Source organism: Proteus faecis (assembly GCF_030286765.1).
Taxonomy (GTDB): domain Bacteria; phylum Pseudomonadota; class Gammaproteobacteria; order Enterobacterales; family Enterobacteriaceae; genus Proteus; species Proteus faecis.
Genome location: NZ_JASVWV010000006.1, coordinates 75,199 through 95,887 on the forward strand (window position 1 = coordinate 75,199; position 20,689 = coordinate 95,887).

At 40.3% G+C, this 20,689-nt stretch carries 14 protein-coding genes; 8 read left to right on the forward strand and 6 right to left on the reverse strand.

What is annotated here, in order from left to right:
* Positions 1-7: 7 nt before the first annotated feature.
* The 5 genes from QSH13_RS09785 to QSH13_RS09805 form a co-directional block, all read right to left on the reverse strand.
* A complete protein-coding gene (locus QSH13_RS09785; RefSeq protein ID WP_109395960.1) occupies positions 8-1,015 on the reverse strand; it encodes a hypothetical protein in 1,008 nt (335 codons plus the stop codon).
* A 3-nt stretch (positions 1,016-1,018) separates the two neighbouring features.
* Entirely contained in the window at positions 1,019-3,730 is a 2,712-nt protein-coding gene (locus QSH13_RS09790; protein WP_286039095.1) for a putative virulence factor, read from the reverse strand.
* Entirely contained in the window at positions 3,727-6,711 is a 2,985-nt protein-coding gene (locus QSH13_RS09795; RefSeq protein WP_109395958.1) for a virulence factor SrfB, read from the reverse strand. The genes QSH13_RS09790 and QSH13_RS09795 overlap by 4 nt, the downstream gene beginning before the upstream one ends.
* A 3-nt stretch (positions 6,712-6,714) precedes the next feature.
* A complete protein-coding gene (locus tag QSH13_RS09800; protein WP_286039472.1) occupies positions 6,715-8,190 on the reverse strand; it encodes an SrfA family protein in 1,476 nt (491 codons plus the stop codon).
* 578 nt (positions 8,191-8,768) lie between these two features.
* On the reverse strand, positions 8,769-10,262 hold the full coding sequence (locus QSH13_RS09805) for a vWA domain-containing protein (protein WP_249717091.1): 1,494 nt from the start codon (positions 10,260-10,262) through the stop codon (positions 8,769-8,771).
* A gap of 407 nt (positions 10,263-10,669) precedes the next feature.
* Here QSH13_RS09805 and QSH13_RS09810 point away from each other — a divergent pair, with 407 nt between their 5' ends.
* From QSH13_RS09810 to QSH13_RS09835, 6 genes are all read left to right on the forward strand, one after another.
* Positions 10,670-11,452, forward strand: a complete 783-nt coding sequence (locus QSH13_RS09810) for a class I SAM-dependent methyltransferase (RefSeq protein ID WP_109395955.1) — start codon at positions 10,670-10,672, stop codon at positions 11,450-11,452.
* Between the two features lie 11 nt (positions 11,453-11,463).
* Positions 11,464-13,038, forward strand: a complete 1,575-nt coding sequence (nikA, locus tag QSH13_RS09815; RefSeq protein ID WP_286039093.1) for a nickel ABC transporter substrate-binding protein — start codon at positions 11,464-11,466, stop codon at positions 13,036-13,038.
* A gap of 71 nt (positions 13,039-13,109) precedes the next feature.
* Positions 13,110-14,036, forward strand: coding sequence for a nickel/cobalt ABC transporter permease (opp1B, locus tag QSH13_RS09820; RefSeq protein ID WP_286039092.1), 927 nt, complete (start codon positions 13,110-13,112; stop codon positions 14,034-14,036).
* Between the two features lie 2 nt (positions 14,037-14,038).
* Entirely contained in the window at positions 14,039-14,908 is an 870-nt protein-coding gene (opp1C, locus tag QSH13_RS09825; protein WP_109395952.1) for a nickel/cobalt ABC transporter permease, read from the forward strand.
* Positions 14,886-15,701, forward strand: a complete 816-nt coding sequence (locus QSH13_RS09830) for an ABC transporter ATP-binding protein (protein WP_286039091.1) — start codon at positions 14,886-14,888, stop codon at positions 15,699-15,701. The genes opp1C and QSH13_RS09830 overlap by 23 nt, the downstream gene beginning before the upstream one ends.
* A 27-nt stretch (positions 15,702-15,728) precedes the next feature.
* The gene (locus tag QSH13_RS09835; RefSeq protein ID WP_286039090.1) at positions 15,729-16,481 is read left to right on the forward strand and encodes an ABC transporter ATP-binding protein; all 753 of its coding nucleotides are present in this window, start codon (positions 15,729-15,731) and stop codon (positions 16,479-16,481) included.
* Between the two features lie 51 nt (positions 16,482-16,532).
* Here the strand turns inward: QSH13_RS09835 and QSH13_RS09840 are convergent, their stop codons facing one another.
* A complete protein-coding gene (locus tag QSH13_RS09840) occupies positions 16,533-16,961 on the reverse strand; it encodes a hypothetical protein (protein ID WP_286039089.1) in 429 nt (142 codons plus the stop codon).
* A 440-nt stretch (positions 16,962-17,401) separates the two neighbouring features.
* Here QSH13_RS09840 and QSH13_RS09845 point away from each other — a divergent pair, with 440 nt between their 5' ends.
* Together QSH13_RS09845 and QSH13_RS09850 are read left to right on the forward strand one after the other, a co-directional pair.
* The gene (locus tag QSH13_RS09845) at positions 17,402-18,988 is read left to right on the forward strand and encodes an FGGY-family carbohydrate kinase (protein ID WP_109395948.1); all 1,587 of its coding nucleotides are present in this window, start codon (positions 17,402-17,404) and stop codon (positions 18,986-18,988) included.
* 50 nt (positions 18,989-19,038) lie between these two features.
* Positions 19,039-20,685 carry a signal transduction protein gene (locus QSH13_RS09850; RefSeq protein ID WP_109395947.1) on the forward strand — a complete coding sequence of 549 codons (1,647 nt, stop codon included), beginning with the start codon at positions 19,039-19,041 and terminating at the stop codon, positions 20,683-20,685.
* Positions 20,686-20,689: the final 4 nt, after the last annotated feature.

Here is a 20,689-nt window from a genome sequence, read left to right on the forward strand (position 1 = left end):
GACTTTCCTATTTTTTTAAAGCTTCAAGACGCGCTTTTGCGTCACTGTTTTGTGGATCATGATTGAGAACCGTTTCGTACCAATAAATGGCCGTTTCTTTATCTGCACTAAAGCAGCCTTGTGTTGACGCGGTTTCTGGATCGTATTCACGAGCGTAATTTAGTGCGATCTCAACATCACCTGATTGTGCTTTATAAGCATATAAACGCTGAGCAACATCACATTGATTGTTCTGTTTTGCGAGTGAGATCGTTGCAAGGATAGTTTTGCTATCTGGTTGGCTCTGTATGCAACTTTGTACAAAGGTTAATGCGGTACCCGATTTCATGTTTTCAACACTGCAGACACTAGGTGTTGTGGGTTCTGGTGTTGGCTGTGGCGCAGGCTCGCCAGCAGGATTACCCCTTAGTAAGAAGAACCACGTTAAGATACCCGCTAAAATTAAGATCAAAATAATCGCGAAAATTAAGCCGATTTTTGATTTTTTCGGTGCCGGTGGTATTGGACGCTGTGGCGGTTCATCTACTTTGATTTCAGGGATAATAGGCTCTGGCTCAGGTATTTTGAGTGGTTCAGGTTCTGGTGCGGGGGATGTTTCAGCAATGGGCGCAGGCGGAACAGGCTGATTATCTAATGTAGCCGTTGATTTTAATGCTTCACTTTGACCTTGAGCTTGTGAGGCTAATACACCATCACGAATGCGTAATCGCCCGATATCTTGTGTTTCATTATCATCTTTTAACGTAAATTGATACGCCATTTGTAAGTTGCTAACGAGGGGATCAACCAACGTTTTATCAAGAACGATTTGATAACCGTCATCAGCATCTTCAAGAGACAGCTGGTGGAAAAAGGCATTACCTACCCATTCCCCTTTATCATTTAAGAAATAGCGATCTTGGTTACGCTGAATGCTTAAATAAACAGGGGAAGCGTCACCTTCCCAATTACGAATACTTAATACCGCAAAGCCGGGACGAGCTGGTTGTACGGGTTTTAATTCTGGAATAAACACGAATTATGACTCCACGACGGATGATTTCATTGTGTGAATGATTTGGCCTAATAGTGCGTTTTGTTCAGCACTGATCTCTCTGCCCGCAGAATGCCCCGCATTCTCAGTAATAACTGCTGATAAAGCGATAAGCCAATCAATCACAAATAAAAGGGTATAGTTAACGGGGTTGGTAGGTAAGCGGACTAAACGCTCATCCTCACCCCATTGCACGCTAGTGTTATCCGGTTTTTCAAAGATTTTATGACCGACATTAATTTTGCTATCAGGCTTCTCAACACCGTCATCTTTGAAGTTGAACCAAGTAATAAAATCACCCAATACATTATAAACACGAGATGATTGCTGTTCAGCTAAGTCATCACGACGGGCAATGGCTTCAGTCCCGGCAAGCGTTTTCAACATGCGTTGTTCAACACCAAGGCGATTAATCGCTGTGATAAGCTCATCCACTAATAGCACCATAATTTCTTGGTCAATGCCTAAATAGGTTAACAACGTACTGTTATCAGGTAGGCTACGCAGATGATTTATCCATAAGGCCATCACTTTTTTAGGATAGGTAACCTCGTTGCCGTGACCTTTAGGGGCTTTATCTTCTTCTGGCTCTAGCGAAATTGGCGCATCGCTAAAGAGATCGAAAGTTGGTTGCTCCATCGCTGCAAAGGCCGAAATTGGAGCCTGAGTCGCTTTTTTGTTCTCTGAAAGCGTATCGATAACCTCTTTTTCCTGCATATACAGGTCGTAGAGTGATTTACGAGAAGGCAGAAGATAATCTAGCAAGGCACCTTGTAGATAAGGGCGACTTTGCATAAAGCGTAAAATAGTGGTGGCATTACGACGTTTGATTTGGAGCTCTTCTTCACCACCTGATTGATACCATTTTTCAAGATGATGACCGATTAAATCACGTTGAATTTCTTGCAATTGCTCGCTGATACGTTCAAGTTTTAGTGATTTTAATGCAACCGTTTCAAGGTAATCGGCAAGGCGTTGCATACCCCCATCGTTGAGCGACAACATGGCATCCCATGCTTGGTCAGGCTCACGAATATAGCGTTGGACAGTTTCGTCTTCAGCAAAGGTTTTTTTCATCAGATGTAATTGTGAAACGCTGTCCTCATTGAGCACACTCTCTTTGCCATTACTGATTTGAATAAACGGAGTAGGCATACCCGGTTTACGCACCAAGAAGGTGTTATTAAAGGCATTTCCATTCATCCAATCTGACATCCAAGGGTATTGACCAAAGCGCTCTAACATCGCCATTTTGATCATGCCCCCTTTACCCCATGATTGGCGTAATAACGCTTCATTCATGGTTAAAGCGTTATTAATACGTGTATCAAACATAGTCATTGCCCAAATTAAACCAGAAGGGCGTTTGGCACGAGTTTGAGCATCTTTACCTTGGGTATTATGTATCCACTCTGTGAGTACACCACCGACCTCTTTGACGTCAGACTGTTTATTAGACGCAGTACACACCACCAACACATTCATCTCTTGGTTATCGGTATAACGCTCAAACAGATAGGCAACTTTACCTCGTAAAATAAGCTGAGCCAGTGGATTTGCACTGTCATTATTTACCTGACGACGAACATCATCCATAGTTTCAACCCCTAAACGTCCGCGATAACCCGGAAAATCGAGCAATTCAACGTGTTCAAACAAGGCTTTACTTGGTGCATCTAATAACGGGACAACGAGTTCAACGGTCAGCGCAGTTAACTCTGCTAACGAAAGGGTAACAGGGGCATCAATACGATCACCATGAACAGGACAAATGTTGATCTGGCTATCATTGGCAGTATTAAGACGCTCTAACATATCTACGTTCATAATACTGTCTTCTTGTACTAACACGCCGTCTTGCTCTTTGACTAAAGAAGAGAGCGGAGCCAAAACAAGAGATGCATGACCTAAAGTAGCCAGTGTGGTGCTAAAACGCTGATAAGCGGATGTCAGCTCTGCAATATCGCCCCATAAAACAGAAAAGAGTTTAGCGCGTTGCGCAATGCTGAGATAAGGCGCTAATTCAATCGCTTTAGGCCAATAGGATGTCGCCAATTTTTTTTGGCTTTTTTCCGCATGGCGTTGAAGATAATCCCACAATGAAACAACATCATCATGAGTAATACCCGCAACAGGTGTCGCACTGCGTTGTGTGCTTAATGAATTGATTAAACGAGAAATTTTCTCGTCATCTAATTCAAAATCAATTTTTTCCTGATTAAAGTCATACAGGTAAGCATTGGCGAGAATTTTAACGATCTCAATTTCGCTGAAAAGATGCAGTTCGACAGGAAACGTTTGTGTACCTTTTGTGGCGTTGCGACTAAAGCGAGTGACTAAGCCAGTGGCTTCTTTACCGCTACCCGGTGGGTTGATATGGTCGATAAAATCAAGCGTTTTACCTGACATACTGGTTCTTAGACGCCCCTCTTGCCCAGCAGCAAGCGCTGAAATCAGGTATGATTTTCCTGCCTGTGATAGCCCAAAAAAGCCCACAGACATTGGACGTTGTGTCGCTAAACTGAGGTTTTTCGCCATATTACGGCTACGGCGCAGACGATAGATAAGGCTATCTGCTTCTGTATTTAAACGAGGCGCATTACCTCTTACCGCACTTATCCAATCAATGGCTTTGCCTGCACCTTGATAAATGGCATCCCATTTGGCTGTTAACTGTTTTTCATCCATCATATTCATTTACCTAATACACTCCCGCTATCCAGCCAATAGGATGTTTCACCAATACCACTATCTGCTAACGTATTGAGTTTGAAGCTTAAACCGTTTTTATTAACGCCACCTTTGCCGTTAATCAGCTCCATTTCTTCAATCCGTAATTTTTCAGATTTATTGTTATCATTATGGCCAGAGGCACCTCTTTCTTCTCCAAGTTTGATATGCAATACGCTGTCTTCTTGGCTAAGTTGTTGTGCCAATTTCGGACTTTTAATGCGTAAGGTATAAAGTGGAGATGCAGGCCAACGGGCATTATCTAATTGACGGAAACCTAAGCGGATCCCGCCTCTGACTTCAAAATAGGTATCAGGATCAGGTTCAAATTTATCCTGAATATCACGGTAGTAGACGTCATTATCGGAAATAGTGTTGTTATTATCCAACATCCCTAAATAGCGTACTGTTGAGTAAGTTTTAAAGTTACCTGTCGAGAAGTAGAAGTTGAGCAAACGTGCATTTTCAGCCATTAAACACAACATTGCACCGACTGCCGCAGTTGATTTTGGATCGTCAATACGGCCTTTTTTGTTGAATGGATACCAGCCACCTGTTTTGTAACCGTGTAATGGCAGAATACGAGAAGGTGGTACAGGTTGTAATACTTTTAATAGTGCTTGAATACCCGGTAAACGAGAAGGGCGACCTGTCAGCAGTAAAACATCACAGGAGTAGTAATAAAGCACTTCACACAGTGCTTTTAAACTACGGGTGATATTGATACGTTCACCTGAAATAAATTCAGCGTGCAATTGCGCAAAGTTAATTTGTACAGGTACATTTAAAATAGAGAAGCTCTCGCCACCACCGAGCTCTTTATTGGTTGCATCATCAATATAACGACGTACATGCTCTGTCGGTTGAACGTTAAGTAATTCACCAAACGTACTGTTAATGCCTTCATGAGGCACTAATGGATCGTAGTTTTCGTATTGACTTAAAATCTTCAATCCAATCGGATTGAAGATTTGTAGGGTAAGCTGTTGGCGTAACACTTGTTGCCCCGCATCTAAACCTTCACTCCCAAAAAGAGAAGACATCAGAGCATCGGCATCAGAAATACCCGCATCCGTTAATGCGGTGCGTAATGCTGGCAATACACAGATTTGGATGATATCTAATAAAATATCATCACCTGCAATTTTGAATCCTTCACGAAATAACTGTGTTGGAATAATTTTGACGTTACTACCGGTACCAGTATCTAGTTTATAGCGTGTGATCACGAGATCGGTGGTTCCGCCACCAATATCAATTGAGGCAATCTTTAATGTGCTATCACCAGTTAATGCGCGATTATCTTCACGTACTTGGCTGGCAAAAAAGGCTTCAGTACGCTCACCAAATTTAATTTGTGTTTCGTTGTAAAGGTAAACTAACTGACCACAAGTGGCTTCATCCCATTTCACATGGATGTTTGGCATTGGTATACGACATTGTTCATCTTTACCATCAAAGCGCAGTTTTTCGTCAGTGGGATCCCAATTCATTGCTTTCCAAATTAGCCCTAATGCGTTTTCCATGCACGTTTCAAAAATGGCGCGCTCTGGTTTTGGCATCGCAGGTGGAATAGTTAAAATGATATTGCGCAGTTGACGAGGTGCGCTTGCATGACTCATTTTAAGGCGTTGAGCTGGGCTGTTCATTTGTGTTAATGCCTGCGCTAACACTTCGGTTAACATCATGGTCATTAATGAACTGCGGGTATAGTTTGGTGTAAATACCGGCATGCGATCATCCGGCTCTAAACGAAATAATGGTTCACCATGATCGTTTAGAAGGTATGTCATAGGAACAGCAGTCGCTAGTGGCTCTCTGTCTGTTTGACCAAAAGAGCGGCTAAAGCGCCAACCTGGAGAATATGGCGAATCATCCCATAAATAGCGTTTAGGGCTTGAAATACCTGTTGAACCTTCAGTACCTAAGCGTTGTGCCGCCATGCGATTGGCTTCTGGGCCAACGCGACCAATAGTGGGCCACATAAAGGCATTGTTGCGACCACTATTAACTGAAAAATCTTGTTTACCAAATTCAGCTTGCGCAAATTCAATACGGCTTTCAAATGGTTCGTTATAGATTTGATAAGGGTGGCTTAAATCACGCAGCGTCATTTCATAGAGTTGCGTTAACCCTTTGTTATCATTGATATGATCTTCAATTAAGATCCCACAGGTGCGTGAGTTACCCACATCAAGAATAAGGTCAACTTCAATTGCAGGCTCTTGTGGTTTGGTTTCGTTAATTTTGATCTCAGGTAAGCGTAGTTTCTCACCTAATATATTAAGTAAATTGAGATAATGTGCCTGATGTTGAAACTCTTTAAGCGCCTCATCCAGTTCATCATGGTACATTTTGGTTACAGTCAGCGCTCTTTCGCTAAAGACTTCCTTTAACCAACCATCAATCCATGGTGTCTCAAGAAAGTTTTCAACTTCATAGCCCAAATAGGCCAACGCAAAAGCAACACCAGAACGTACATCTTCTTCGTTTGGTGCCAGATAAGCGGTATTAGTGCGATTTGGCTCTATTCGAGTATCAAATGCCACAACAACGCGGTGTGTATGCCCATCTTCATCTGGCTCTGGCAATTGATGGAACATCATTCTTACCCAGTTATCAGGGCCTTGAGAGAATGCGCGTGGTGGATTAAAACGGAAAAATGGCACTGGTAACCATGTGTCATTTAATAGCGTTAATGACTCTTCAAGGGAGAAACTAAATTCAGCTTCTCTCGGTATTTGAGGCTGATTTTTAGGTGCAGGATAGAGGTAGTTATCGTCTCGTTCATTATAGATGAGTCGCATTAACGGGCCGTTTTCGCCTTTTTTAACAAACTCACCATATTCTTTGCGCTGTGGTAGCGTAAAACCAAAATCCAGAAACTGAATACTACTATCACGGATAAGGGTGATTTTATCTTTATAATCGGTCAGTGGCGCTAACATGAATTAGTTATTCTCCCGCTTCATTGATAATGGGAATGGCTGACTGTTTTCATATTTCCCTTGGCAATCAGCAATATTTTGGCTTCCAGGTTGGCAAATAATATTTGGCATCAAATAGTTTGAACCATCACTACATAGAGCCTGACCTTGGTTATTAATATTCAGTCCGCCTTGATTAACGGCTGCATTGACAGGGGCTTTACAGGTCACGCCATCACTGCGTGTCATCACGACTTGTCCTTTACCGTTATCGATTTGGTAATTTAGGCTCAGTGGTTTACCCGTTTTTTGATCTTGAATACCTGCGCCCGCTTTCCATTGACCATTGAGAAATTGTGTTGAGCCATTGGCTAACGCATTGGCCGGAATAGTGAGTGGTGTCGTGTTATCTGCTGTTGCAGGCGGTGTGACATCGGGTGGGGCATTGGGATCAACCGAAGGGTTAGGAAGAGGGCTTTCATTCCCTGTATTTGGGTTATTATCTGTTTTGGGTTGCTCATTTTGCGCTGTGGGGTCAACCGGAGGAATATTGGGTTGTTGCGCATCGCTAGGCAGGTTTCCTTCAGGTAATGTACCTTGGTTACTGTCTGTTTGAGGATCAACCACAGGTAAACCCGTATTAGGATCAACTACCGCGCCGTTACCGCCAGTGCCATTAATCACATTTCCATTCGCATCTACAGTACCTAATGTACCTGTGTGAACAGTGCCTGTTGGCACACCGACGGTGTGCCCATTTGCCACTACTGTGGGAACTTTTGGTTTCTCAAGTGTAGGATCTGGCAATTTAGGCGCTTCAATATTTGGCGTTTTAATATCGACCGTAGGTAACGCTGGCGTTGAGAAACAGCCTCTTAAGAAGAAAATAGCGAGTAGAAGTAGTAATAAAGGTAACAACCACCATAAGAAACGCCACCAAGGGCGCTTAGTGTCAGTAATGATAACGTTTTCTTGTGCTGGTGGAACCACGGTTGATGTAGGTGTAATTGGCGCAACAGCTGGCTTTAAGCAAGCAACTGGGTCAACTCTAAGTTGCTGATTGGCGCTAACAAAGCCCCAAAAGGTAATAATCGGTTGTCCATCAACAATAAAAATATGGTTTTCGTCAGGAAATTGAATGGTTTTACTGAGTAGCGCGCCAAAAAGCTGACTTTCTTTATTTCCAGTCTTTTGCTGCTCTTGTTCACTAAAGGCGATTAAATCATCTTGATTCTTTTTCAGTAGGGCATAAGCGGCGGTGCGCTCTTCCTCTGAAGCTGCAGACCAAGGAATCACCGAGCCATCAATCGGTGAATACCAGTCAATGCGTTCGCCAGTTTCATTTGGCTGAGGAATGGCAAGGCATTGAGAAATATGAGCCTTTCCTCTTAAACGCAGAGTTTCACGTAGCTGCAGTGCAGAGATATAAACAGCCTGTCCATTTTCTCCCATAGGGAGGTAATTTTCTAATTTACCACTTCGTAAGAATGCTTTATTCACGACGATCATTCCGCTAGGCAAGATTATCTATGGGTAAGTTGGCTTATCCGTAAATAGGCTTTAAGGCTAAAAATAAAGATATAAATTTGGTATACATTTTATATTATCAGAAATTAGGTGTCTATCTAGCGGATTATTTGGGGTTAATTAACTGATTATTATTAAAGACTTTTTTATTTTTCTTGTGTGAAAGAGGGAATATTGAGATAGCGATTATGATAATTAAATAGTGGTAATACAGTTTACGCGCTATTTTCTTAAATATATGGATAAAACTACCAATATATTGGTTTTTACATTAAAAAATAATGGAGTAGAAGGGAAAAAAGACGAAATATAAAAGAACAAACTATTAATGATTATCAAATCATTGTGATAATAATCACAAAATAGGTTTATTCTGAATAACGAAAGGATCAGAAAAGAAAAAAACATAATTAAAGAATGGTCTGAAATCGATAAGATATAGAGATTGCTAACTTCAATATAATAATAGAATACACGCGATACGTGAAAAAGTTCACCCTCAATGTAAAACCAAAGAGGGTGAATTAAATATTAGAAATAGTAATTAATCATTATTTACAGTTCTTCGGAATATAATCTTCAATCGCTTTTCGAGTCATTAAACTGACTTCATTCGCATTACGCGCAGTGAATACTTTTCCTCCCGTTGCTTGCGCAACGCAGTTACCTGCACCTGTTCCTAAGATATCGACAACATTAATAACAGCGCGAGGATGAGCGCGTTTTAAGGTTCTAGCTGTGGCACATGGGTCTTGATCGCAAGACTCTAAACCGTCTGATAACAACACAATGATGGTGTCGCGATTATTGCCTTTAATTAAATTACCTGCACGTTTAATAGACTCGGCTAATGGTGTGCCACTATCGGGCTCAATGCGCTTAATGTAACTGAGTAATTTTGATCGCTCATTACCCCCATAAGCAGGGCTTGATTTCACAACACCACAATCAGATGCCACAACGGTGGTAATTTTCATATCTGACGGAATGTTATTAATGATTTTTATTGCTGCATTTCTTGCTGTTGTGATCCGTCGAGGTTCTGCATCATAACCGGGGAAAAGTTGTCCAGTTGAAGCAATATAGTCTAAATCACTTTCTGTTAAATTCATGTTTAGTGCCATAGAGCCTGATGCATCAAAGATAAGGATCACTTGAGGGGCAAGTTCCGCTGGGCGATCTGCTGGGCACATTTGTTTAATTTTGTTTGCTAAGCGATTTTCACAAGTCGTATTTGCTGTTTTCTCTGTTACACCTGCTTGTTTCAATTCATCTTGCACACAAGCTTCTAGTGGTGTGAGTTTTTTCACGGGAACAGGCTTGGGCGCAGGTGCAGGCACTGGAGCGGGTTCTGGTTCGGGAGTAGGCTCAGGTACAGGTTCTGGGACGGGTTCAGGGATCGGCTCTGGTTTTGGTGGCATGACAACGGCGGGTTTCTCTTCAATGACAGGAGGAACCGCTTTAGGATCAAAACAGCCTTTCAACCAAGATGCGAGTAAGATTAAAAACAGCAAGAATAGAAACAGTAATAACCAACGTAGCCAGCGATTGCGTGTTTGGGCGGGTACATCAGCAAGTGCGGCACCTGCAGCCGCAGCACTTGCACCTGCGGTGACTTGTGCAATAGGAGGTGGCAGAGGTGTTGTACGTGGCCACCATGTGATAACGGGCTGCCCATTAATAATATAGACACTATCGCTATCAGGTAGTGTTGATGCGGTATCTAAAAGATGGCGCTCTTCATCTGTAATGCGATTTTGCGATGCTAATAACGCCGTTTGCGTTTTAATATCGTTAAGGCGTTCATCTAAAATACGTCTTATTTCTTGTTGCTCTTCTCCTTGTAACGAGGTTAAAGCGACAGGATGACCAGAAACAGGAGAATACCATTCAATCACGTTATCCGATTTTTTCTCTGGAGTAGCAAATAGAGAATGATACTTCGTCGGAAAGTGTTGAGTTAGCAATTGAAGTAATTGCTGTTGATGCGTTAAGGCAAAATCGGCGCGGGCAATATCAGCCGTTAATCGTGAGATTCGATTCATATTTTAGAAAGCCTTATGTGACGGCTATATTCGTTTAAAGAAATTTAAGATAGCAATATTATCGACTATAACGGTTTTATAAAAAAGTGGAATTAAAGCGCCCACTTTTTTAATACAAGGTAAATTTTATTTTTATTTCTAAATTCGCTCAATTTGTTTCTCTATTTTAACAGCGGAAATAATTCATTTGCTTATTTATCTTCACCCCCATTAGGATGCACATTTATAGTTACAGATGAAGATCGCAAATTAGCTGGTCTCCCGTGTTAAGTACCGGTGAATATTGATATAGCACATAGAGCATCTTGGGGTTACAAGGTATGTTACCCACACTAAAAAATAGCCAAATCATTCGCTTTTAGGGGAATTTATTCCCCTCTTTACGTTGATATAACAGCAGGTTTCTGATGACAAATAAAATAAATAATAACCAATTACTAAATGATGTAACTCGCTACTGGAATATCAGAGCTGAAAGTTATAGTGAGTCTAATCAACAGGAATTGCTGAGCGAGAAACAACAGAAATGGCGTCATCTGTTATTAGGGCATATTAAAGAGGGTGAAACCTTAAAGGTGCTTGATATTGGAACAGGGCCCGGTTTTTTTGCCATTTTATTAGCGTTATCAGGTCATGATGTTACGGCAATTGATGCAACTGAGGGCATGTTGCTGGAAGCCAAACAAAATGCGCAAACACATAAAGCAAATATTCAATTTATTCGTGGTGATGTACACCAACTGCCTTTTGCCAGTGAGCAATTTGATTTAGTGGTTAGTCGCAATGTGACATGGAATTTAAAAGCGCCTGAAAAAGCGTATTCAGAGTGGTTTCGTGTATTAAAACCGGGTGGCAGTTTAATTAATTTTGATGCTAACTGGTATTTACATCTTTTTGATGAAAATTACTGGCAGGGTTTTGTGGCTGATAGAGAACGTTCAATTGAAAAGCAAGTTGAAGATCACTACGTCAACACAGATACCAAGGAGATGGAACGAATTGCACGCCAATTACCGTTAAGTCAAATTAAACGCCCACAATGGGATATTAATACTCTGTTAGAAGTCGGTTTTAGCCGATATATGATAGACACACGCATTGGTGATTTTGTATGGAACGAAGAAGAAAAAATCAATTATGGCTCAACACCGATGTTTATGATCCACGCACAAAAACAAAAAAATAATTAAAGGAGAATAACGTGAAGTCCTTATTTTCAGTATTTCCAACACTATTATTAACAATTACATGTGCTTTTCCTGCGTTAGCAGATAAAAGTAATAATATGTTGGATTATGCCAGCACAAAAGATATTCGTGATATTAACCCGCACCTCTACTCGGGCGAGATGGCGGCTCAAAACATGGTATTTGAATCCCTTGTATTAAATACCGAAAAAGGTGTTGCACCTTATTTAGCGGAGCGTTGGAATATTTCTCCTGATGGAAAAAGCTACACTTTCTTTTTACGTCATGATGTGACGTTTAGTGATGGTGAACCCTTTAATGCTAACGCGGTAAAATTAAATATTGAAGCTGTGCTAGACAACTATGAACGTCATGCATGGTTAGAGTTAGTCCGTCAGATTGATAACGTTGAAATTGTTGATGAATTCACTGTTAGATTAAATCTAAAAAATCCTTACTATCCAACATTAACTGAATTAGGTTTAACTCGCCCATTTCGCTTTATTTCACCGAATTCTTTTATTAATGGTAAAACCAAAATGGGTGTTGAGAACTATGTGGGTACTGGGCCTTGGGTATTAACTGAACATAAAAAAGACCAATATGCTGAGTTTAAAGTTAACCCAAATTATTGGGGAGCGAAGCCAGTATTAAATGGTGTGGTGTGGCGAGTGATCCCCGATAGACAAACCATGTTACTTTCTCTGCAAAAAGGGGATATTCAGCTTATTTTTGGTGCAGATGGTGACATGTTAGATATGGATTCATTTGAAGCTCTTATGGCATCAGATAAATTCAAAACTGAAATGAGTGCACCGATTGCTTCTCGCGCGATTGTGCTCAATAGTAGTCGTGCAATGACATCCAGCCAAAAAGTTCGCCAAGCATTACAATATGCGGTTGATAAAGAAGGGATTGCACAAGGTATTTTGGCGGGTAGCGAAAAAGTCGCTGACACTTTAATGGCGCGCAGTGTGCCTTACTGTGATTTTTCTTCTCCAATTTATGTTTATCGTCCAACAAAAGCGATTGAGCTATTAGAAGCCGAAGGCTGGGTATTACCAAAAGGTCAGGCGATCCGTGAAAAACACGGTGAAAAATTACAGCTATTGCTCTCTTATAATGTGAATAATGCTGTTGAGAAAGAGATAGCTGAACTTATTCAAGATGACTTTAAAAAGATTGGTGTCGGCCTAACGATTTTAGGTGAAGAGAAGCAAGCCTATTTAGATAGACAAAAAAATGGTGATTTCGATTTACAATATTCACTCTCATGGGGAACGCCTTACGATCCGGCTTCTTTTGTTTCATCATTTAGAATACCGGCTCATGCAGATTATCAAGGGCAAAAAGGATTGGCCAATAAAGCCCAATTGGATGCAATGATTAGCGAGCTATTAATTACACCTAATGAAGCGCGTCGTCAGGAACTCTATAAAGCCTTATTTACCTCATTAGCAGAGCAAGCAGTCTATATTCCGTTAACTTATTCACGTACTAAGGCTATCCATCGTAGTGAATTAGAAAATGTGGGTTTTAATCCATCTCAATATGAAATACCGTTTGAAAAGATGCGCTTTAAGCCTTAATTAATACTTCAATGAGGTTAACCCAAATAAGTGTGGCTCGTCATATCAACGCGCCACACTGATCAAATCTTATGCTACGTTATATATTCTGGAGAGTGCTGGCTATCTTTCCACTGGCACTGATAATTTCATTTATTGCCTTTATTCTGTTGGAGTTAGCGCCATCTGATCCTGCGGAAGTCGCGCTACGCGTCAATGAAATAGTGCCAACACCCGAAGCCATTGAAGGTATGCGTCATGAGTTAGGGTTAGATAAACCTTTTTTTACGCGTTATTTTTTATGGTTAATAGCGGGTTTACAACTTGATTTTGGTACTTCTTTTCTGACAAGAACCCCAGTTATTCAAGAGATGTTAAGGGCGTTACCACCAACACTTTGGCTAGCCTCAACGGCGCTATTCTTTACGATTATTCTGGCTCTCCCTTTAGCATTATGGTGTGTGGCTAAACCTCAAGGTTTTACGGATAAATGTATCCGTTTTATTGTGTTTGTTTTAACGGCTATTCCTAATTATTGGTTAGGATTATTATTAATTTGGGGTGTCGCAGTTTATTTAAATTGGTTGCCCGTTAGCGGGATGCTATCGCCTCAGTCTGTTATTTTGCCTGCTTTAGCGCTCTCTTTTGGGTATATCGGCACTTATTTACGGCTATTACGAGGGACGATGTTAAATCAATGGCATCAGCCTTATGTTTTTTATGCTAGAGCACGTGGATTACCCGATAATCTTATTTTACGTCGCCATATTTTACGTAATTCGCTGTATTCCAGTTTAACGGCATTGGGAATGAGTATTCCGAAGCTTATTGCTGGTACGGTAGTGATTGAGAATATTTTTGCTTGGCCTGGGATCGGACGACTATGTATCAGCGCTATATTTGGTCGTGATTATCCGATGATACAAGCTTATATTCTGTTGATGTCGCTGTTATTTCTCTTTTTTAATTTTCTGATGGATGTCATTCAAATGATGGCAGATCCACGGTTAAGGAGATAATGATGTGGCGTCTGTTTTGGCAACGACTCGGAAAAGATAAAAGTGCACAACTGTGTTTATTGGTGATTACGATTGTGGTTATTGCAGGAATATTTGCCCCTTGGTTGGCACCACATGATCCGACATTAACGTCGATACGTTTGAAATTTAAGCCCATGAGTTTTGATTATCCGTTGGGTACGGATAATTTAGGGCGCTGTATCTTTTCAAGGTTATTGTTTGGTATTAGAACGACGGTATTTTATGCCTTATTAGCCATGAGTGTGACATTAATGATTGGTTGGTTAATGGGCATGTTAGCCGGATTTTTCCATGGCAAGACAGATACATTAATTATGCGGTTATGTGATGTTGTTTTGTCATTTCCTGCAGAAATTATGATCTTAGCGCTAGTGGGAATAATGGGGCCGGGTATTGGTAATATCTTAATTGCCGTTATTTTGGTGAAATGGGCATGGTATGCCAGAATGATCAGAGGGGTCGTTCGCCAATATTCCCATCGTAATTACATTGCATATGCACAAGTGATTGGCGCGCCTTCTAGCCATATTTTGCGCCGTCATTTATTACCTGTCACCTTTGCTGAAACTATTGTTTTAGCCTCAACAGATATTGGTAGTGTTATTTTAATGATATCTGCTCTCTCCTTTTTAGGGTTAGGTGTACAACCACCAACGCCAGAATGGGGAAATATGCTCAGTGAAGCAAAAAATGTCATGGTATTACATCCAGAGCAAATGTTACCTGCAGGTATTGCTATCACGCTTGTTGTCACCGCATTTAATTTTTGGGGGGATTTCTTACGTGATGTGTTTGATCCGGATAATCGCCAGTCAGTAGGAGAAAAACATGAACAACTTACTGACGCTTGAGCATGTTTCTATCACTCACCAAGAAAGTGGAAAAAAGCTGATTGATGATATCTCTTTTTCAATAAAGCAAGGGCGTACATTCGCGATTGTAGGAGAAAGTGGTAGTGGCAAAAGCTTGATTAGTAAAGCTATTATGGGATTACTACCTGAACAGTTAGTCATGTCAGGGGAGATTTTCTTGAATGGAAAGAAAATCAGCCATGAATCGCTTTCTCAACGTCGCGCTTTATTGGGGACATCTTTAGGTGTGATTGTGCAAAATGGCATGGGGGCCTTTGATCCTTTAATGAAAATAGGAAAGCAATTTTGCCAAACTTTAATCTACCATTTTTCCTATTCTAAAAAGCAAGCTATAGAAGAAATGGCGTTGGCATTATCTCATGTATTTCCTCATCAATTTCAATCTATTATGCAAGCATTTCCTCATCAATTAAGTGGTGGGCAATTGCAACGTGTAATGATTGCGATAGCACTTGCCTTATCACCGAAGTTATTAATTGCAGATGAACCCACAACGGCGCTTGATGCACCTCTTCGCCAAGATATATTAAAACTTCTCCAGCAGGTCGTCACAACTCATCATTCAACACTGATTTTTATTTCTCATGATTTAGGGATAGTTAATGAAATGGCTGACGATATATTTGTCATGCAAAAAGGAAAAATGGTTGAATGTGGTGAGAAAGCAACCGTTTTAGCTCATCCAACGCAAGAATATACGCGTTATTTAATTAATGCACGCCGACAACTTTCATTACGCTTTGAGCAATTGATTAATAAAAAAATATACTGATATCATCATAATAATAAAAGAGGGGTTATGTTATTAAACGTTGAGAATATAAGTAAATATTATATTCAAAAAAATAACACACTATTCGGTGAAAAAGTGAAGGTTATCGACTCACTCTCTTTTAATATTAATTCGAGTGAAGCTTTTGGTTTAGTCGGTGAAAGTGGTAGTGGTAAAAGTACGTTAGCACGTTTGATTTGTGGATTAGAGTTACCTGATAGTGGTGTTATCTGTTTAAATAATAAGCCCGTTACAAAACGACTTCATCGCCAAGGTATAATCAGTATCGTTTTTCAAGATTATCTGACTTCTGTTAATCCGACATTAATGGTAGGCGAAATTATTGCTGAGCCGATTAAAATCATTAATCCAAGTATTAGCCATCAAGCACTGAAAACACTTATTTTTGCTTTTTTAGATAAAGTAGAATTACCTAAAAGTTGCTATACCCGTTATATATTTGAACTTTCTGGTGGTCAGGCTCAGCGGGTATGTTTATGTCGTGCATTAGCATCTTACCCAAAACTTATTGTATTAGATGAGGCGCTTAGCTCTTTAGATATTCCTACTCAAGTTCAAATATTAGATTTATTAAAACAGTTAAAAGAAGAATTTGCACTCTCTTATCTTTTTATTAGTCATGATATTCAAACGGTGGCTTATTTCTGTGATAAAGTGATGTTCTTTTTACAAGGCAAAAATATTGAATTGTGTGAGATAAATAATTTAGGCGATGTTTCTCATGATTATTCTAAAAAGCTTATTCAAGCTGTTATTTAATCAACAAGCAGTAATGCCTTTAAGCATTATTGCTTGATGAATTTAATATATTTAGAGATTATTCATTAAGTGTTCTTGAACTGCTTTTGCATCGTTTGCCGCATTGAAATCAATACCAAAATTTAGAGTGCCATCTTTGAGTTCAATACTACGCGGTGTTGCTTTAGAGCAGATAATATTCTCTATTTTTTCTTTTACCGTTTCTTGTGCTATTTGGCTGCTTTCACAAGTATTAATTACACCTTTTAATCCTTCACTGCAATAACTATCAATACCTATTGTTTTTAAATCATCGGCAGAAAATGCAGGCCAATCAAAAACCACTTTTATATTGGTATCACAGCTTTTATTTAAATCCATAACACGAGACTGAATATTCTCCTCAAATTTTTGTTGTAATTCTTTTTCAGCTAATGTCGCTGAAAAGGCAGAAGAGGTAATAAAAAGTAGAGAAAGACTAATCGCAATATTTTTCAACATAATTAAATGCTCCAAAAAAGAATATATAAATTTAAATTAACTTATTAAAAATAAAGTAATAGAGCGTTATAGCAATAGGAATATTATCGTTTTCCCGGGTTTCATTATTTTTTGAATAATATCTCTCATTATTAGTGAGATATCTTTTAATAAAAGAGAGTTTATTGTCGAGATATTACTATTTTTATAAGTGCTTTTACCTATTTTATTAATTAAATATTCGTTAGTTTCATAACGAACATAATCGATTCAGTGCATCATCTAAATAGCGTATAAAATCAAATAAATAAATTATTAATAAAATCATATCGTTAGATTATCGATGTAGATCTACATCACAAACCAATCTTATTGTGATTGTTTTTTCGTCATGCTCGAATTAACTTGCTAACTCGAAGTAGCAAAAATTAGCATAGCGTTAGCAAATGATGAGGGTTCGCATGGAACAACAATATTTTATTGGCGTTGATGTTGGCTCAGCCAGTGTCCGTGCAGCGGTATTTGATAGCAATGGAAAGCGTTTGGGCTTTTCTGTCCGCCCTATTGCTCAATTCCGTCCAAAAACGGATTTCGTTGAGCAATCGTCTACCGATATTTGGCAACAGGTTTGCACGACAGTAAAAGAGTCGGTGGCGTTATCTGCTATTGATCCTATCCATGTGAAATCTATTGGTTTTGATGCCACTTGTTCTTTAGTTGCTGTGGATAAGGATGGTAAAGGGCTTTCTGTTTCTCCAAGTGGTAAAGCGGAACAAGATATCATCATGTGGATGGATCACCGTGCTGTACAAGAAACGGTCACCATCAATTTGACCAATGATCCTTCACTACGATATGTCGGTGGTGAAGTGAGTATTGAAATGGAATTGCCAAAAATTCTGTGGTTAAAAAATCATTATCCAGAGCGTTATCAAAACGTATGGCGATTCTTTGATTTAGCCGACTTTTTAGTTTGGAAAGCAACATCAGGGGATGTCGCAAGTACTTGTACATTAACTTGTAAATGGAACTATTTAGCACATCAAGGGCAATTTAGTGAGAGCTTGTTAGCCGATGTAGGTTTGGATGAATTATTAGAAAAAGTACCACAAACCATTCTTGCGTTAGGCGAACAGGCCGGTTGTTTAGATGAGTCGGTTGCTGATGCGTTTGGCTTGCACACGGGTGTCATTGTTGCTTCAGGCATTATTGATGCACATGCAGGTGGTTTGGCATTAACGGCATCACAACCTGAAGGTAGTTTGGCAATTATCAGTGGTACGTCTAATTGCCACATGATAGTCAGCCAATATCCAATTATGGTTCCCGGTGTTTGGGGGCCTTATTTTGGCGCGATGTTACCAGAATTATGGCTAAACGAAGGTGGGCAAAGTGCTGCTGGTGCGTTAGTTGAATGGTCTATCCGCCGTCATGAATCATGGGCTGAATTAGAGCAAGAAGCAAAAGAAAAAGGTGTTAACTACTATGCCTTATTAAACGAAGCTGTCGCTGAATTGGAAGAGAATGAACAATATCCAACAGCTCAGTTTCATGTTTTAGCTGACCATCATGGCAATCGTTCTCCGCGCGCCAATCCTGCTGCAAAAGGTATGGTAAGCGGTTTAACGCTGGAAAGTGGTCGTGTTGCATTGGCTCGTTATTATCTTGCAACACTGCAATCTATTGCTTATGGCACACGCCATATTATCGACACACTGGAAGATGCGGGACATCAAATCAATCGCATCGTGATGTGTGGTGGTGCAACAAAGAATCCATTGTGGCTACGTGAATACGCTAATGCGACAGGCCGTGAAATTCATTTAGCGCAAGAAGAAGATGCGGTGAATTTAGGGGCTGCATTATTAGGCGCTGTAGCGTGTAAAGCCTTCGATGATTTCTCTAAAGCTGCCAGCGCAATGGTACGAGAAGGTAGCATTATCACACCAGATAGTGACACATTTGCCTTCCATCAAGCTAAATATCAAGTTTATTTGCAGATGTATCAAGATCAGCAACGTTATAACGAAATGATGTCAGATTGTTGACCTCTAATGTTTCCGATTATGAACCAAGTTTACCTCACCAGGGATATCTTATGTTGAACTTAAATCTACCAAAATTACCGACAACCATCACAGCTGGTCAGAAAGAGATCCTGATGGTCACCAACGCAGACTTACGTGAGCCTGCAAACGTAACATGCTGGCCTGTACAGAAAAAATTTGAAGATAAATTGGCCGCAGCATTAGAAGCTCAAGGTTACAAAATGAAGCGTGCTCATGAAATTAATGAAGCTCGCGGTCATGGTTTTATCAGCAGTCAGCGTGAAGGTTGCGATATGTTTGCCGCAATTGATCCTGATGCTCCGGTTATCGTGTTATTAACCGCATGGCAATATTCACACCATATTGCCTCTTCCTTGGCACACCATAGAGGCCCTATTTTACTGCTGGCTAACTTTGATGGTACATGGCCGGGTCTAGTGGGTATGTTGTGCTTAGCGGGTACGATGACTAGCTTAGGTAAAAATTATTCACGTTTATGGTCAGAAGCGTTTGATGATGAATTTTTTGTAGATGGTTTAGCAACTTGGTTAAAATATGGTTATGTAAATCATAAGCTTAGCTATCTTACAGATGTTGCGCCAACACACAGGGTAATGGCGACAGAAGCTGGCGAAGTGGGTCGTAAAGTCGGCGAATATATAATTAAAAATAAAGAAATAATTGGTTTGTTCGATACATTCTGTATGGGAATGATTAACGGGGTCTTCCCACAACAGGCAATGATCAATATTGGTATGCCTATTGAATCCCTTTCTCAATCTGCGTTATTGGTCGAAATGGCGAAAGTACCGACAGAATTAAGAGAGGCATGTTTACAGTGGTACGAAGATAACGGGATGACGTTTATGTTTGGTCAGGATGACAAAACTGAACTCACCCGTGAACAAGTGATGGAGCAGTGCGCCATGATGATTGCAATGGCGCGTTTCGTAAAACGTTTTGGTCTAACTGCGGTGGGTGTGCAATATCAGCAGGGCTTAAAAGATTGTTGCCCTGCGTCTGACTTTGCTGAAGGTGCGATTGGTTCAACCATGCGTTTCCCTCTACCAGATGAAAACGGCGAGATTATCTGCCCTAACACGCCAATTCCTTGTATCAATGAAGTGGATATGGGTACGGCTATTCCTCAAACGATGTTATGGCGTTTATTAACCTCATTAGGATTACCGGCTGAAACCACACTACATGATATTCGTTGGGGTAGTGAGTATGAAGGCACATTCTACTGGGATATGGAAATTTCAGGCTCTGTTCCTTTTGAACACCTCAAAGGCGGCTTAAAAGGTGCGACAGGTTATCGCCAGCCTCCGATGTTCTTCCCTAAAGGGGGATCAACTATCGCAGGTCAAGGTAAAGCAGGGCGTTTGTTATGGGCGCGTGCACACTATGAAGGTACAGATGTAATTATGCATATTGGTACTGGTGTAGCGGTGGAATTACCTGAAGCAGAATTTGAACGTCGTCGTAGAGCAACTAACTACGAATGGCCATTACTGAACTGTACGTTAGATGGCGTAACACGTGATGACCTTATGGCGGGACATCAAAGTAACCACATTACTGTGGCTTATGTTGATGAAGATAAATTGGCGTTTGTGCTAAAAGCATTTGTTGCTCAAGCATTGACTCAAGGTATCCAAGTGAAAGTGGCAGGTGATGCCATTAACTTACTGTAAGGAA